General features: G+C 59.4%; 13 protein-coding genes and 1 pseudogene. 6 read left to right on the top strand and 8 right to left on the bottom strand.

Annotated features, from left to right (window positions below):
* On the bottom strand, positions 1–822 hold the full coding sequence (locus tag GGD65_RS19810) for a methane monooxygenase/ammonia monooxygenase subunit A (RefSeq protein ID WP_312017720.1): 822 nt from the start codon (positions 820–822) through the stop codon (positions 1–3).
* 154 nt (positions 823–976) lie between these two features.
* On the bottom strand, positions 977–1,753 hold the full coding sequence (gene amoC / locus GGD65_RS19805) for a bacterial ammonia monooxygenase, subunit AmoC (RefSeq protein ID WP_183236332.1): 777 nt from the start codon (positions 1,751–1,753) through the stop codon (positions 977–979).
* 944 nt (positions 1,754–2,697) lie between these two features.
* On the opposite strand from amoC, the gene GGD65_RS19800 reads away from it, so the two are divergent.
* Positions 2,698–2,931, top strand: a complete 234-nt coding sequence (locus GGD65_RS19800) for a hypothetical protein (protein WP_179733309.1) — start codon at positions 2,698–2,700, stop codon at positions 2,929–2,931.
* A 68-nt stretch (positions 2,932–2,999) separates the two neighbouring features.
* Here GGD65_RS19800 and GGD65_RS19795 read toward each other — a convergent pair whose 3' ends face one another.
* Together GGD65_RS19795 and GGD65_RS41130 are read right to left on the bottom strand one after the other, a co-directional pair.
* Positions 3,000–3,245, bottom strand: coding sequence for a hypothetical protein (locus GGD65_RS19795; protein ID WP_179733307.1), 246 nt, complete (start codon positions 3,243–3,245; stop codon positions 3,000–3,002).
* Between the two features lie 799 nt (positions 3,246–4,044).
* The gene (locus GGD65_RS41130) at positions 4,045–4,377 is read right to left on the bottom strand and encodes a hypothetical protein (RefSeq protein WP_210317162.1); all 333 of its coding nucleotides are present in this window, start codon (positions 4,375–4,377) and stop codon (positions 4,045–4,047) included.
* An 8-nt stretch (positions 4,378–4,385) separates the two neighbouring features.
* Here GGD65_RS41130 and GGD65_RS19785 point away from each other — a divergent pair.
* Positions 4,386–4,607, top strand: a pseudogene (locus GGD65_RS19785) (IS21 family transposase); the annotation flags it as partial.
* Between the two features lie 414 nt (positions 4,608–5,021).
* Complete coding sequence (locus GGD65_RS19780; RefSeq protein WP_246783350.1) at positions 5,022–5,591, top strand: YopT-type cysteine protease domain-containing protein; 570 nt, start codon at positions 5,022–5,024, stop codon at positions 5,589–5,591.
* A gap of 217 nt (positions 5,592–5,808) precedes the next feature.
* On the opposite strand, the gene GGD65_RS40225 is transcribed toward GGD65_RS19780, so the two are convergent.
* Positions 5,809–6,093, bottom strand: a complete 285-nt coding sequence (locus GGD65_RS40225) for a hypothetical protein (protein ID WP_246783349.1) — start codon at positions 6,091–6,093, stop codon at positions 5,809–5,811.
* Between the two features lie 832 nt (positions 6,094–6,925).
* On the opposite strand from GGD65_RS40225, the gene GGD65_RS19770 reads away from it, so the two are divergent.
* Positions 6,926–7,105 (top strand): FAD-dependent monooxygenase, encoded by a 180-nt coding sequence (locus tag GGD65_RS19770; protein ID WP_183236330.1) that lies wholly within the window; start codon positions 6,926–6,928, stop codon positions 7,103–7,105.
* Positions 7,106–7,479: 374 nt separating this feature from the next.
* Here GGD65_RS19770 and groL read toward each other — a convergent pair whose 3' ends face one another.
* Together groL and GGD65_RS19760 are read right to left on the bottom strand one after the other, a co-directional pair.
* The gene (gene groL, locus GGD65_RS19765) at positions 7,480–9,120 is read right to left on the bottom strand and encodes a chaperonin GroEL (protein ID WP_183236329.1); all 1,641 of its coding nucleotides are present in this window, start codon (positions 9,118–9,120) and stop codon (positions 7,480–7,482) included.
* A gap of 90 nt (positions 9,121–9,210) precedes the next feature.
* Positions 9,211–9,525, bottom strand: coding sequence for a co-chaperone GroES (locus tag GGD65_RS19760; protein ID WP_104465720.1), 315 nt, complete (start codon positions 9,523–9,525; stop codon positions 9,211–9,213).
* A 718-nt stretch (positions 9,526–10,243) separates the two neighbouring features.
* Between GGD65_RS19760 and GGD65_RS19755 the strand changes: the two genes are divergently transcribed.
* Entirely contained in the window at positions 10,244–10,405 is a 162-nt protein-coding gene (locus GGD65_RS19755) for a hypothetical protein (protein WP_183236328.1), read from the top strand.
* 934 nt (positions 10,406–11,339) lie between these two features.
* On the opposite strand, the gene GGD65_RS19750 is transcribed toward GGD65_RS19755, so the two are convergent.
* Entirely contained in the window at positions 11,340–11,915 is a 576-nt protein-coding gene (locus GGD65_RS19750; RefSeq protein WP_183236327.1) for a hypothetical protein, read from the bottom strand.
* A gap of 1,687 nt (positions 11,916–13,602) precedes the next feature.
* Here GGD65_RS19750 and GGD65_RS19745 point away from each other — a divergent pair.
* Positions 13,603–14,949 carry an MFS transporter gene (locus tag GGD65_RS19745; RefSeq protein WP_183236326.1) on the top strand — a complete coding sequence of 449 codons (1,347 nt, stop codon included), beginning with the start codon at positions 13,603–13,605 and terminating at the stop codon, positions 14,947–14,949.
* Positions 14,950–15,705: the final 756 nt, after the last annotated feature.

Genomic DNA, 15,705 nt, shown 5'->3' with positions numbered 1-15,705 from the left:
TTAGGATGCCGGCCTGCTTTTCATACCCATGAAGGATTTGACGACATCGCCGTTCTTGAGGAACGTCGTCTGGGACGCAAAACGCCCAAGCTGCCACCAAAGTTGGTGCATGAATATGCAGATGAAGCCCGCGAACGCCGCCGACACCCAACTAACCGAGCTACCGAAAGTCCGGAGCGTACCGCGCTCGATGATACGCAGATACTCAGGCATGTTCGAACGCGGAAATGTGTAACCGATCATGTCGGCCAACGATGCGACCATTCCTTGGTGCTCGACTGGGAGATAGAACGGAGCCAAAGCGGAATAATTCGATGGCCAGAATACGAATCCGAACGCAAAGCCCGCGAAGATGGATGTGAACAGGCTATTGCGAAGGACGATTAAGGCCATATCCATCAACAATGCGCCCGCGATCACCTGTGACGGCACGCCTTCCGTGAACGGGAAGCCTGTCCATATCCACCAATTCGCGTAGCGTCCGATCCACGTGGTGATCAGCAACACTGTTGCGCCCACCGTCGCGCCGATGGGCAAACGGAAGTTGCCCCAGAAGATCGCCTGCAGAGCAGCAGGAAACATGATCATGGAGACGGGCGTGACAAGGGGCCAATACTGCCGGTCTTTCCAGTCGACATACATGTCCCAATCACCGACCGTGAGCATCACGTGCAAATGAAATGCTCCCGCAAAGAGGGGCACCACCGCCGCCACGACCAAGAAGTCGAATATGCGCGAGTATCTTGCTGCGTTGGGGGTTAGGCCGGAGACAGAAATGACCGTCTTACCCTTGGGGCCAGCTTTCAATTTCGGAATCGCCACTGCATTTATGTCGGTAATTTGAGGTGACTCCTCTCCCTAGGGTTTACCTGCTCTTCCCGGACTGGGATCGCTGTCCGGGAAGGCTGTTGGCTTGTATTGTTGTCACACGGCTTCCCGGACCGCGCTTTTCCGGCGTGTAGCCAACGTGGGTCCGTCACGCGCTCGCTGCGTCCTGCTCGAATACAATCGGAAAGAGTTCTCTAAATCGTCCGACGATCTGCATCAGGACACCCGCCAGCGCGAGTGCGCACCATCCGAGAACCACGAAACCCCAATGCAGCGGGTGGGAGAAGATTTCCTCGGTGAGCCAGTAAGCGTGCCCCCATTCGTTGAAACCGAGATTCGGCAAAATGAGGAAAGGCCCCACTACGGCGAAGACATGCATGAGCGAGATCCCCCTGCAGAAGGCCGGGATGCGGGTCATTGCGTAAACAAAGCTGCCTACGCCAAAGAAGAGATAGATTGGAATGGTCGCATAGAACAGAATTATGTGACTGGGAGTAAACGGCGTGTCTCTGAGGGTCGTCTGATGCCAGACTCCATCTCCATCGGCGAAGAAGCTGCCTGTCCAGAAAATGCAGAAGCTGTACACGACGAGCCACATGGTCAGATAAAAGTAACTGCGCAATTCGACCTCGGGCGTGATGGCCTCAATGTTATTGTCACGCGTCAGGAAGAGATAGGTCCAGCAGAGCGCGCCCGCGCCATACAAGACCGGCAATTCGATCTTGAAGAGCGTCATCCAGTATTCGCCAAATTCTGGTGAACTCGCATCGAGCCCCATGGAGAAACCAAAAGCCTGCTGATACAGCCGCGCGCAGATGTAGAGGATCGTCAGCGCAACGATCGCGAACGCGAACAATCCGTAGTTTATGCTAAAGGTCTTGGTGCCCGTGACATTCGGTGTGCGATCTAACGCAGCGTCAGACATTATTCCCCCTCAGTTTTGTCCTAGTACCTCGATACTGAGATTTTGTTTGATTGGTTTTGGATTCTAAGACGGGCAGTTGCTCAGGAGAGACCAGCACTTCGATGCTTTGCGGCGATCCGGGCCCGCGCCTGATGAAGCCGCGCGCTCGGGCGGCAACACCATTTTGGTGGACGAAGCTGCCAAGCCGTCGCACCAATGCACCGACGTTGAAGCATTTTTCTGGATACGCTGGCCGACAATGAGTGCATATCCCAGTCGGCATCAGTGCGCTCTCCAGGAATATTCATCCTACCGTGCGGACGCGCCGAGGATGCTCGCCTTAACGATTCGGAGTTGCCTTCGAAGTCGAACAGTGGACCGGCGCCCAAAACAAAGGCCCGCCTGTCTTGGAACGTCGCTCGACCGTGAGGCCGGCCGCGTGAGCTGCATCGAAATAGGGACTGCTCTTCTTGAGCACGTAAGCGGTGTTCCGAAAATGGCCGGCCGGTCGATCACCATTCGGGAGCGGGCTCCGCTGTTGCATATCCAATCCATCTGCCAAGCTACACCCCGACCGTTTTAGAGAGCGTGAAAAACAAGCGGACGACCTCGGACCGAACTGGAGGCTCTGTACGGCTCCACGGAGCTCGATCGGCCCCCTCGCTCAAACCTACTTAACACCGGCTACGTGGCTTGGGCAGCTACCAAGTCAGGCAGTACCAGAGCACACCAGAGTATGTTCCATCCGCTTAGATGGTAGCGGTTGGATCCATCCTCAGTAGCTCCCTTGGCGGTCGGTAGTGTTCGGCCTTTCCTAGATGCTCATCTGCCCTCATGACGAGATAATGCGCGGGAAGGAGTAGGTTTTATGAGCTAGGGCCAACCCACAATCAAAGTGGCTCACTGGGATGCGCCGGCCAGTTATCACGAATAGAAACCATTAGTTCGCTGTCCGATTGCCTATCATGGCGGAATCGTTCGGGAACTCGTTCACCATCGTTGATGTGACGGCGGACGACTCAAAAGCTCAAGTTTGGATTGCGCCGGCCAAGCCAAGCCAGGCGCTGACATTGGTCCTCGCCGCAGTCTCGGAAGGATGGACTGCGGAAGTGTTGGACGTCGTGCTGCCCGTTGAGCACAGCGAACGCTCGAAGAACTTAAGCTCGAACCCTGCGACGTTTACAAAGTGGCTGAGTTAGCGAGCGCGGCCTGTTTCCGGAGGGCCACTCTGGATAGCAAAGGCTTTCCTCGCCGAGTTGTAGGTTGCCTAGGCAGGCTTACGCCGCTCGTTCTCAGCCCTATTCGCAGCCTTGAGCCGGCCTTCGATGTAGTCGGAAATGTCGCCGATCTCAGCCCGCAACTCGGCTTCCGAAATACCCTGCCCTTCGGCAGCCTCGACAAGGCGCCGGTTGAGTTCGGCCACGTCCTGCGACGCGCCAACCATCCGATACTGCTCGACAGCGTGAACGCTGTTCTCGATCCAGAAATCGATAAACTCGCGAGCGTTGCTCACCGTGCCCCCTACGCCGACAGAAGGGCTAGCGTTAGCGCCAACGAGTAAATGGAGCAAGGCCGCATCGGTTAGCGGAGCCTTGCGTCCGACGCCATCGAAGGCGCTGGCCGTGGGACTGGGATGCCATCCTTGGCGGTTACGCCTCGCCATATCGCGCGATCTTCGACGCGGACGACAAGGACGGATTGTCGGGCGCCGGCGTCAGCCCAGCGCAGGCGCAGATCGTCGATCCCGCCGTCTGGGCTCAAGAGAGCGCCGATCTCGCAAAGCAGTTCGCGTACGCGCCGCCGGTCAGTATGGGAAAGAGAACCCGCCCTCCTGACGCGCGAGTACGAGACCGACGCCAAGAACGTGGCCCGAGCGCGGGCCGCCCTGCGGGAAACAGGCTGGCCAATTTGATCGAGACCGCTTTGAAGTAGGCCTTTTTCGCCGGCAACCGGCAGGATATTGATTTGGAAGTTCACGCAATGAAAAGATTATTCGCGCAACATCGCTGCTAACCCTTCCCGCCTTCGCAGGGGTGCTCTCGTCAAATTGACGCCGACCAAGGGGCGCCCGTCTTGTTCGACGCCAGGAAGATCACGGCCGTCGTCGCCCTGTCGACCAGCGAACTTCACGTCGACGCCGAGACCCCGTCCGACGCCGATTGACAGCCAATCCGCCGGTGGCGGTTTGTCCGCACTCACTGCGGCGCCGATCTGGAAATCATCATGAGGCGCTCGCGACCTCGGATGGAAGATGACGCCAGCCACGACATCAACCCATTCGCGCCGAAGCCGCCAACGATTATCCAAGCCCATTAAGCGATTATGCCGCCATCGGCGATGGTTCCGTCGCCGACCGACACGATGTCCAGATGGTCGTCCTTGCGCCGGCTCAGGGCGGCGTCGCTCATGCTCGCTTCACCCGTCGCATCGGGCTGCGGCGTTGCATCGGATCGGACCGACGGCAGCGCGCGCACGCCGCTGCCTCCCGCGCGTTCAGGCCGGCGCACGCTGGCCTCCCCCCCAGCGTCGCTGCGGTAGCGCCTGGTCGAGGTCTGGTAGTACTGCGCGCGGGTGGCCGCCATCGCCTCGATCAACGGCCCCCACGGCGCGGGAAAGTGTTCTTCCGCCATCACCCGGTGCAGCATGCGCGTATGAGGCGCTCGATCACCGGCTCTGTCACTTCCGGCTGGCGTTCTCCAGCTTCGAGCATGCCCATGTCGTGCTCGGCGGCGAAAGCTTCGTCGCTCTGGCCGAGGGCTTGCAGAACGCCCTGTGGGCGCTCGGCGGCGTGCCGCGAGGGCATCGCAGCGATAGCCTGTCAATGTCGTTCCGGAATCCGGCAGCCGACGCGCGGGAGGATCTGACACAGCGCTACGCCGCGCCGCATCAGACATTGTCAGAAGTCCGACAAAGGAACGCTTTCTAAGCTGGACAACAGCTGCCCGTCAGCTCGCCATCAGCTTGTCTGGGTATCCTCGCAGCAGGGCCTAAGCAGCCCGGATCGATGCGTAGAGACTAGCGCAGCACAGAAAGGTGAATCGTCATGTATGATCGAATCAGTGGCTCATCCACATGCACTAGGCAAGCTGACGAACCGAGTCAGTCGGTGGATAGCGGCAGCTTTACGGAAACACTTGCAGGTCTCGCGCCTCAGTGGAGCTCACAACCGGGGGAGTTGCCTGACAAGATGGGGGCCTGCTGCAGCAAGCCACATACCTCGGATGCAAACGTTCAAACTTCTAGCGCCTCCGACCCCAGTACATCCTCTCCAGAGAGTCCGGCCACCTCCTTGTTTGAATACAGAACGGCAGACCTGCGTGATGCGAATGTGGACGGCATCTGCGTTGGGCTGACTGCGGAGTGGTTCCGCAATCTTAACAACAGCCCATCAACCCGAATGAGTGCGCTCACACCCGGATCGCAAACGCACGCCTCAGCGGCTGAACGGCAGCAGCAATATCAAAATCTCAAGGATCAGTTGCGGAGCAGGGGAGCGGGATCTTCTCAGGCCGACCTTCAGGCACAAAATACCATTTTGGAGGACGCAGGCTTGGAACCGGCTGGAGAAGAGAAGAGATTCGCATTCGGCAAGTCTTCGAACGTCAAGCGCATGGTGAACGAAATCAACGAAGATGGATCGAACCATTTGCTCAGCTTGTATTTCGCCGAAGGCGGCGCACACACAGTGGCGACGTCGGCCTCGAATGGAAGGACCACGGTCTTCGACCCTAACTATGGAGAGTTTACTGTTCGATCAGATCCGGACCAGATGGCTTCATTGTTACAAAGCCTCGCCAATCGTTACAGGAATCCCAACGGGCAGCATTTATCGACAATCACGACGCAAAGGATGCAGTGAGTTGGGCCTTCAGGCTGGTGGCGATTGACGCCTTCTGTGAAGGCGCGGATGCGTCGGCCGGCTGTCGCGGCGTCGGGGGCCAAACTGCGGCGGATAGGCGGCTGCGTGTCGGCTGGCGAGTGTGCCGGCATCGAAAGCGGGGGCGCCGGCCCCCCGCTATCCATGACGGCCGGCACAAATTGCAGTTCTGTTTCGGAATGACCGCCTGCGGCTTCTCTCAACTGACGTCGCCATTGCTGCGGCGACAATCCATGCCGTCCGCTGTCAAACCACGCGCTTGATCCAGACCGACTGTGCGCGGGGTATGACTTTCCACGACATCAGCTTTCGTTCGAAGCACGTAAAGCCGACGCATCGATAATGGTTCAGCCAGGATGTGCCCCTCACAAGCAGCCGGGGATCGGGCAGGCTCCGCGTTTTGCGATGCGATCTGGATCGTCGAGCGGAAGAACTCAGCATCGCGCTCCCTGGGTGTTAAGCGAAAGACGTCGGCGGTTTCCATGATCGGATCGCCGGCTCGGAGAATTCCGCGTTTACTACTCGCGCCGGTCCGGACCAGTTAAACGACGGCATGTCGCGGCCCATCGCGAAAGGCTCGACGGCGTTGTTGATCCAATTGGAGTCCAGGGTCCGCAAGTCCACGCAAATGCCTTCTATGGGATACCGATGACGCGGTCGTGAGCAGCATGAACTGGGGTTCTCAAACCGGCTCGTCCGATGATCCTCTCGACGAGCTTGGACTGCATCTGGAAGGGCTCAGTCTCGCCACATGCCTTTTGGAAAAATTCGAGGATCAGCTCGAGGACTGATCAGTGCCGCACAACTTGCTGCACACCAGACCCGATCTTCGCATGCAATGTTCGCTTTTGGACCAATATCGAGCTCCACGGCTCGCTTTGAGTGAGCTTCGGGATAGCTCCGACAGTGTCGTGGCGACCTATGTATCGGGGTAATGGAGCGCTCACAAACCGACGTGGTCGACGGCCAGCAGCGCCTTACGACCATAACGATCCTCCTTTGCGTCCTCCTGGACCTGGCGGATGCGAAAATCGGGCAGGCGATCCATTAACTACATCTTCCAGACCGGCGACCCGCGATTTCGGCGGGGAGTTGAGGAGGCCAGGCACCATGGTGGCGCCGACCTTGTTGGTGCAGCAGATGAACCGCTCACGGGCTTCATGCGCCACCTTCCGCAGCAACCGCTCGGGATCCTCGGCAAGAAGGACGGTCAAGGCCAGCCGCGGCAGCGGCGCGTGCCTCCTTCGGGTCTCCCAGCAGCGCCAGCGTAGGGCATCTACGATCGGCCGCCATTGCGGTATTGGTAGCGCGGGCATGTGACGCTGCTCGGTGACGCCGCCCACCCAATGGTACCGCATTTCGGGCAAGGCGCCGGGCAAGCCATCGAGGATGGCTTCGCGCTCGCCGTTCTGCTGGAGCACGCCAAGCGCGACAAGATCCCAGCGCGTCTGAAGGCTTATCAGGAGCTGAGATTAGAGCGGACCAGCCGCGTGTAAGCCGCCTCGCGCCTGGCCGGCAAGTTCTACCCGATCCGCGGCCGGGGATCCTCTGGAACTGGAGGAGAGGATGCGGGAATGGATGTCGGCCGCCGCCTGGATATTTCCGATGCGGAGAAGGCCGCTTTCGCACTTCTGTAGGAAGAACGTCAAGGACCGAATTTTGCTGAGACCTTCTGAACGTACGCTTCTGGCCATTCGCGATATTTGCTGCTGTTGCCGTGATCGGCATATCTACACCGGCTTTTCAACTTCCGTATGAAGTTGGGGCTTGGGCTAAGCGCACCGGAAAACAAGGGGACATAATAGGGCGTGAAAGAAAAACCCCGGCATTGGTGCCGGGGTTCTGTAATTCTCGTTTCTTCGCGGCTGGATCAGAAGTCCATGCCTCCCATGCCGCCGCCAGGAGGCATGGCCGGGCCGGCTGCGGCCTTCTTCGGCAGCTCGGCGACCATCGCTTCCGTCGTGATCAGCAGCGCCGCCACGGAGGAGGCATTCTGGATAGCGGTGCGCACGACCTTGGTCGGGTCAATGATGCCCTTGGAGACGAGGTTGCCGTACTCGCCGGTCTGCGAGTCGAAGCCGTAGGCGTACTGATCCTTCTCGAGGATCTTGCCGACGATGACCGAACCGTCTTCGCCGGCGTTGATCGCGATCTGGCGGGCCGGCCAGGACAGTGCCTTGCGCACGATCTCGACGCCGGTCTTCTGGTCGTCGTTCTTGGTGCGCAGGCCCTTGAGCTGCTCGGAGGCACGGAGCAGGGCGACGCCGCCGCCGGGGACGATGCCTTCTTCCACAGCCGCGCGGGTCGCATGCATCGCGTCATCAACGCGATCCTTGCGCTCCTTCACCTCAACCTCGGTCGCGCCGCCGACGCGGATCACCGCGACGCCGCCCGCGAGCTTGGCAAGACGCTCCTGGAGCTTCTCACGGTCGTAGTCCGAGGTGGTCTCCTCGATCTGCGCCTTGATCTGGGCCACGCGCGCCTCGATGTCGGCCTTCTTGCCGGCGCCGTTGACGATCGTGGTGTTCTCCTTGTCGATCATTACCTTCTTGGCGCGACCGAGCATGTTGAGCGTGACGTTCTCGAGCTTGATGCCGAGATCTTCCGAGATCGCCTGGCCGCCGGTCAGGATCGCGATGTCCTGCAGCATGGCCTTGCGGCGATCACCGAAGCCCGGAGCCTTGACGGCCGCGACCTTCAGGCCGCCGCGCAAGCGGTTCACGACCAGGGTCGCGAGGGCTTCGCCTTCGACGTCCTCGGCGACGATCACCAGCGGCTTGCCACTCTGCACCACGGCCTCGAGCAGCGGCAGCAGCTCGTTCAGCGAGGAGAGCTTCTTCTCGTTGATGAGGATGTAGGCGTCGTCCATCTCAACGCGCATCTTGTCGGCGTTGGTGACGAAGTAGGGCGAGATGTAGCCGCGGTCGAACTGCATGCCCTCGACGACGTCGAGCTCGGTCTCGAGCGACTTGGCTTCCTCGACCGTGATCACGCCCTCGTTGCCGACCTTCTTCATGGCGTCGGAGAGGAACTTGCCGATCTCGGCATCGCCGTTGGCGGAAATGGTGCCGACTTGGGCGATCTCCTCGTTCGAGGTGACCTTCTTGGAGTTCTTCTGGAGATCCGCAACGACGGCTTCGACCGCGAGGTCGATACCGCGCTTCAGGTCCATCGGGTTCATGCCGGCGGCGACCGACTTGGCGCCTTCGCGCACGATGGCAGCGGCGAGCACGGTCGCGGTGGTGGTGCCGTCGCCGGCCGCGTCAGCGGACTTGGAGGCCACTTCGCGCACCATCTGCGCGCCCATGTTCTCGAACTTGTCGTCGAGCTCGATCTCCTTGGCGACGGTGACGCCGTCCTTGGTGATGCGCGGCGCGCCGAACGACTTCTCGAGCACCACGTTGCGGCCCTTCGGGCCGAGCGTGACCTTCACGGCGTTGGCGAGGATATCGACGCCGCGCAGCATGCGGTCGCGGGCGTCGACGCCGAATTTCACTTCTTTGGCTGACATATTGGTTTCCCTGAGTTGTCTTGGTCTCATCTCCCCCTTGACGAGGCGCCCGGCAGGCGCTCCTCAGGGGTGAGCGGTGCGAGCGGTTGGTTAGGCGGCCTTCTTCTTCGAAGCGGGAGCTTCGAGCACGCCCATGATGTCGCTTTCCTTCATGATCAGCAGGTCGACGTTGTCGATCTTGACCTCAGTGCCCGACCACTTGCCGAACAGGACACGGTCGCCGACCTGGACGTCGATCGGGGTCAGTTTGCCGCTCTCGTCGCGGCCACCGGGGCCAACGGCGATGACTTCGCCCTGCGAGGGCTTTTCCTTGGCACTATCCGGAATGATGATGCCGCCAGCGGTCTTCTCTTCTGCGTCGATGCGCTTGACCACGACGCGGTCGTGAAGCGGACGGAATTTCATGCAGCCCTCCTAAGCATTTGCACGAGTTAGAGATTTTGGAATGTTAGCAATCGATGCCCGTGAGTGCTAGTCACGGGCTGAGCTGACATAGGATAGGATTTTTGCGGGAGCAAGGGACTCTGGCAGAAAAATAGGCGCTCAGGACGGTCGCCTGCCATCAGTCTCAGTGGTTAACCGGAGACGTACTGGGCTGGGGTTAGCTGGTCGCTGGTATACCTGTCGCACGCCCAATCAAACCGGCGAGCCGCCAGCGCTCGCCCAAAACGTAGTGGCGACGGTCCGCTTACCAATGCGAATATACTCCTAGCCCCCGCGACGGGCGTCGAGCCCAGCTTCGAGTAAGTAAGAAGCTGGCCAACGCCCAACCTGCGCGTGAGTTGGCGAGATTGCTCGACAAGCAGCGGCGGACGCAGGACGCCGGAGATGAGCAGACTGTGCGGGCGGCACGGCGGAAGATCTATATAATCGCGCGCGACCACCAGCCCGCTCCTAGGTCGAAGAATAGCCTTGCACCGTGCATGCCGACTGAGTAGCTGCACTGTGAATGAAGCCCATGTTTAGATCGATCACCGCGTGATAGGAGCTGTGAGGCACGACTTCGTAGATGATGTGCGTGTTGCTATCGATATACGTTCCGCTGTTGCCGGAATGTTTACACGTTACGACGACGTCCTTAACATCAGCAGTGCTGTTGTTTCGAATGACAAAGGACGCCTTCATGATCGTCGCTCACAACTGCTTTGAGCTGACGGTCTTTCGATTGATAGCAGGTGGCGGCGATGTCACCGTTAGTCGGTCAACGTCCGAGCCGACCGTATGGAAGGCGCTCGACGCCACGATTCGTAAATTCCGCAGCGGGATCTCTCCTGAGCAACCGTGACCGCGGCGAGCCCCAACATCACGTCGCGGGTGAATCCGAAATGGAGACGATAGAGCCACCAGATTGCGCAGCACCGGTCGAGATCGTACATGGCGAGCGCGCGCCTTATTGCTACGACCATCCGCGGCATCGGCTTCATTCCTCGTATCATCTGGAAACCTCGACGACTCGGGGCTAGCGTTCTCCCTCTCGTGTTTTGATAGGCGATGGTTCGCTGTGCGCGTGCATCCGCAATGGACTGGTAGCTAAGCTTGATGTTCGTCATGCGCTCTTTTCCGCGTTTCGAAGCTGGCTGCACACGCCTATGTGCGTGCGATCTACCGTGACCCTACGGTGGAGGTGCTGCTTGCAAAACGCCCAGATCTGGTAGGGCCAATTGACAGGACTCCCATCCGATAAATACGCTCGCGCAATCCCACTGCTGGTTTGGCGGCCAAACCCCGTCTGAGCGCGCTGGCAAGTCTCCGCCTCGCTGAACAACACCTCGGACAGTCGGCCCGCCGCAGCACACCATCGTGCAGCGCTTGTTGCGATCGATCAGACGCAAAGCAGCCGAGACGGTCATCCCGCGCACGGCTAAAGGTGCGACGCTGGCCGCCTGCAATGGGCATTCCGCGACGTACTCCAGTCCTCCGATCCTGCGTGCTATGGTGCAACCTCCGACTAGCCGAGAGCCGGAGCTACATCGGTCAAGCGAAAGTAACATCCTCAGATGAGGCAATACGGGGTGATATTGCAGCCCGGATGCCGGGTCCGGCACCACCCAGACGAAATGGCCAGGATGACCGTGCATCTCGTGGGCCGCCAGCGGGTCCGATGATGCGTACCCACTGGCGGCGCGAGCAATCCACTGGAGTCGTCTATCCAGGTAAGGAGACCCGAAGTGACCGCAGGGCTCCAGTCCCGCGCGATCGCTTCACCGTCGGGTTGCGTCTCATACCCGCGTAAGCTTGACGAACCCTCCTTCGGCTAATTCGGCTTTGTAGGCCCGTCCGTTAAGCTGGATTGTTCTGGAGCTATTTGCGGTCGGCATGAAACCTTCTTCGCGCAGCTTGTCCATCAGGGCAGGTGTGGCCCATTGCTGTGGTAGCGGCGTTCCGAAGCGCCGGTGCTCCGTGAAGAATGCTCCGAAGTCCGGTACCCCTGCCCGGCCGACGCCAACCACTTGGTCCTCCGCAGGGTTATGAACAAGAAGAACGCGATTGGACCCATCCAAACCGGCCGTGTAGCGGTGACCTCGAATTTCATAGGTCATCGCCGGCTGGTCCGAGTCAGGCAAGAGACCCTGGTGGAACAGCCTCTCGACCATGAAGTCAGGCGCGATCTGCGAACCGTGTGAGAATCTCTGGGGAGCGGCGAATGAAACATCTACCGCTTCGTCAGGTGCGGCAGATGATGATGGTCCCGCTTCATTCATGATTTGACTGAACAAATCATGATCCTCTTGTGTCCAGACGTGCGCCGTTGGTGATTCTGGTGAACGGGCATTGTCGATCGGGTTCGGATCCAAAAAGCTCTCCTTTCTATGAGAACAAAGGCCTCTTGAAGATCTCCCTAGGGAGTGACGAATTCAGACATGGGCGGCTTCGTCATCGAGAGGCCAAGTTTGAGAGTTAAAGAGGCTGGCTTTCGAGAAGCTGACAAAGGTCGAAGAAGGGAGACAAACCCGCGGCCGCATCTGCCACGTCTGATGCGATCATCTCCGAGCCAAATATCTTTCCGCCTGACCTCCCAGTCGGCGTGCAGGTCTGCGTCGTGCATCGCATTCACCCGGCAGTAAAGCTGGTTAGGAGGTCCAGGCGATGCGGATCGTGGCCAGATCCAGCCTTGCATCGAGCGTGTTCGATCTCTGCTCGCGACCAGTCGTTCTGGCTTACACTTCGAGCCTATGCTGGGGCCGCAAGCCGTAGCCGCGCCAGCGCGAGAACAGACGAGAGCGCGACCTACGTGAGTCCGGCAACCGCGGAGCAAACTGTTCACCTAATTAGATGAAGAACGCAATCGCTCAGACGCAAAGCAGCCGAGCCGATTATTCCGCGTACGAGGTGCGACGGTGCCGGTAATCCCGGGACTACGGCTGCCACTGCGTGTAACGGGCACTCCGCGACCTCCCCAGTGCCTCCGATCCTGCGCGCCATGATGCAACCGCGGACTGACAGCCGGAGCTACGCCGGTCAAGTAGAAACGAACGGCTAACTTTGTCCCGGCTGCTATTGACGCTCAGCGTCATGCAGATGGCGCTCGTGTCAGGGTGCGCTTAGAGAAAGCGGACATTTCAGCGGCGACTTCGACACCGCGCGCATAAATTACGACGATTTTCCTTTATTCAGGACACGAGTGAATTCTCTTCCAACGGTCAGTTGGCGAGAAGAAACGTAACCCGCATTCGTGCTCGCCCGTCCGGGCATCGAACGGTAGCTCCTACGTGTGGCGTCACTGATTTGCGTTAACGGCTCCCCAAGTGGTTGACCAAGATGTACGCCCCCGAAACTTTGGCGGCGTTCACCGAACAACTTGAGATCGGCATCGTCGGCCTCGGGGCCGAATACGCCTCGCCTTGTCCCCGTCCCGGGGACGCCCTCGCGCCGGAGATAGCCGAGATGCATGGCGAGGGGCGCCGAACGCACGGATGACGGACGGTCTGGGTCTTGATTGTCGCCACATGCGGGAGGCCCCTGAGCAGACGGGCCGCCCGCTCCCTGGCGACCCGGCCGCGGCCGTAGGCGGAGCACCTATACATGGTGATCTTGCACGCGCGCGAGAAACCGCCGCAGGCGCGCTGAGCGGCGGCAAGCGCCTTGGCGATAAAGAGCCTAGCCCATTGGCTCCTTAGGGGGCGGACGCGACCTGGCCGAGGCGGAATGGCTCGAGTCGTCGTCAGTCGTGTGCGGCGCCCGTCAATTTTGTCACACACTCGCCACAGCAGCGCAAAATTCTGCAGCCATCCGACGAACTCAGCAGGTTCTCATATTTGTCTTTACCGGCTAAGGCAGCGATCAGATCAAGGGCTAAACGGTGACTCAGAGACAGGCATCTTTATTGCAGACGTTACGGTGAGCCTCGTCGTGACACGCTTCAGCCTACTGTTGACTGGCGCAATGGCCGTGAGGGACGAGTTCGGGCAAATGGAATGCAACAGTGCGACCTAGCTGGCCAAAATGTTTGGGTCAGGGATCGCGCTTCAGATTGGGCCGAGGATGTCGAGGCAATCTACTCGAGAGAGGCTGGAGCCGGTCCTCGATCCCGCAGACGAACGCTTGACGAGCCGCGCCGTGTTGGGCGCAACCATCGGCAATATCCTCGAATTCTACGACTTCGGGACCTACAGCTTTTTCGCGATACAGATCGGCCAAGCGTTCTTCCCGGCAACCGACTCGTTCGCTAGCCTCATGCTGTCACTCGCAACCTTCGGCGCAGGTTTTGTGACCAGACCGATCGGGGCCATCGTACTCGGCTCGTATTCGGATCGGGCCGGCCGACGGCCCGCGATGACTGCCAGCTTTACCATGATGAGTGCCGCGGTCCTATTGTTGGCTATCACGCCATCGTATGAGATAATAGGACTTGCCGCTCCGTTACTGGTCGTCTTCGCACGCTTGCTGCAAGGCTTTGCTCTCGGAGGTGAAGTGGGTCCGACGACCGCCTACTTGGTGGAAGCGGCCCCCGCTGACGCGCGCGGTCTTACTGTCTCCTTTCAGCCCGCGAGCCAACAGATAGCTGCGACGGCCGGAGCGCTGGTTGGAGAAATACTCTCGCTCACCATGACAAGCGAAGCGCTGAATGCGTATGGATGGCGGATCGCGCTGTTGCTCGGCGCCGCTACGTTGCCGTTTGGACTTTGGTTGCGGAGCGGCTTACCCGAAACGTTGCACCGGTCCGAGGCGCACGTTCTGGTCACTCAGCCTGCAGGCCAATCGCGTGCAGATCGCCGCATCATGAGCTTGGGATTTGTCATCTTGGCCAGCTGTACGATCACTACTTATGTGACGGGATATATGACCACCTACGCGATGAACACCCTCCACGTTTCCGCGCCGCTCGCCTTTGGTACCACGCTCATCAGCAATGTGGTCGGAATTGCTGCAGCACTGCTGGGCGGCCTACTCGCCGACCGCGTAGGTCGTCGTCGCATCATGATATGGCCGCAGGTCACTGCATTGCTGATGACCTATCCGGTATTCTTGTGGATCGCAGAGAGCCGCAGTGCCTTCGCACTTCTAGGAGGTCTCGGCGCCCTCACCCTGATCGGAACGATTCCTTATAGCGCCTTCTACGTGAGCATGGCCGAAGGTTTGCCCAGGAACATTCGTGGTGGCGCCTTCGCGACGATTTACGCTTTTGCGATAGCGATTTTCGGAGGCACAGCTCAACCGATCGTCACCTGGCTGATCCACCTTACCGGGAGCGCACTCGTGCCCGCCTGGTACATGCTTTTCGCTAGCACGGCCGGGCTCTTTGCCATGCTCATGATGCCGGAGACGGCGCCACTCAATTTTACACCTAACCATAAACGAACCTTCGTAACGCCACGACGGCTACCCTAGGTGTAGCTGGAACAATGGACATCCATGACGTCCGAAATCAATGCGAACCATCGAACCGAAGGGGCGCTATGGGCGTGGCAGGGAAAAGCAATAGAAATTCGACCAGTTTTAGATCGAGCTGTGGCTCGCATCGGAACACAGCGTCGCGATCTAAAACGACTTTTCCCGTTTACCCAACCTACGCCGATGCGGCGGCTGCGCGCGGCGGTAGTCACAGACTGGCTGAAAGTGAGCAATCGCTTTGATCATCTTAAGAGAATTGAGATGGCGCCGCTTGCACCATCTGCCAGTTTAACCGTACGCCATGAGGACGCGGCCGCCGTCGAAGCAAGCGGCCGCACGAGGCTCAATCCTCGTTCTCTGCTTGACTTGTTTTCGGTCCTCAGTGTCGCACGCACGAGGGATCGGTCAAACAAAAGAACAGGTCGCAGATACCATCCAACGGGTCGTCCGCGCACTGAGGATATGATGTATCGGCTACCTCCACCCTGCCGGCAACCGGTTGCGCGGCAACTTTTGCGGCAAAAGGAGGCACCGCCGCAGTTGCAAGCGCGAGGGCGCTCGCCGTCACTAACACAGACTTTTTCATCCGAGAAATCGCTTCCCTAGGTTGGCCCCAACCGTCCTCGGGTCTATATGACGATGCTGTAAGCGGTAAAATTGATTTTCTTGATCAGATCTATCTAGGGAATGGATAAGTCCGGACATCACCGTACGGCTCAATGTTAGCCCGCTCGGACTGCAATCTGCTTCATG

It is taken from the genome of Bradyrhizobium sp. CIR18 (assembly GCF_014198295.1).
Taxonomy (GTDB): Bacteria; Pseudomonadota; Alphaproteobacteria; order Rhizobiales; family Xanthobacteraceae; genus Bradyrhizobium.
Note: the sequence above shows the minus strand (reverse complement) of the source record. Positions and strands in the feature narration are given on the sequence as shown.

Bases quoted from the DNA above. Each gene is read 5' to 3' on its own strand.
- GGD65_RS40225 (WP_246783349.1), bottom strand. From the start codon at position 6,093: ATGGAAACCGCCGACGTCTTTCGCTTAACACCCAGGGAGCGCGATGCT.
- GGD65_RS19755 (WP_183236328.1), top strand. From the start codon at position 10,244: ATGATCGTCGCTCACAACTGCTTTGAGCTGACGGTCTTTCGATTGATA.
- groL (WP_183236329.1), bottom strand. From the start codon at position 9,120: ATGTCAGCCAAAGAAGTGAAATTCGGCGTCGACGCCCGCGACCGCATG.
- GGD65_RS19760 (WP_104465720.1), bottom strand. From the start codon at position 9,525: ATGAAATTCCGTCCGCTTCACGACCGCGTCGTGGTCAAGCGCATCGAC.
- amoC (WP_183236332.1), bottom strand. From the start codon at position 1,753: ATGTCTGACGCTGCGTTAGATCGCACACCGAATGTCACGGGCACCAAG.
- GGD65_RS19745 (WP_183236326.1), top strand. From the start codon at position 13,603: ATGTCGAGGCAATCTACTCGAGAGAGGCTGGAGCCGGTCCTCGATCCC.
- GGD65_RS19800 (WP_179733309.1), top strand. From the start codon at position 2,698: ATGGCGGAATCGTTCGGGAACTCGTTCACCATCGTTGATGTGACGGCG.
- GGD65_RS41130 (WP_210317162.1), bottom strand. From the start codon at position 4,377: ATGCTGCACCGGGTGATGGCGGAAGAACACTTTCCCGCGCCGTGGGGG.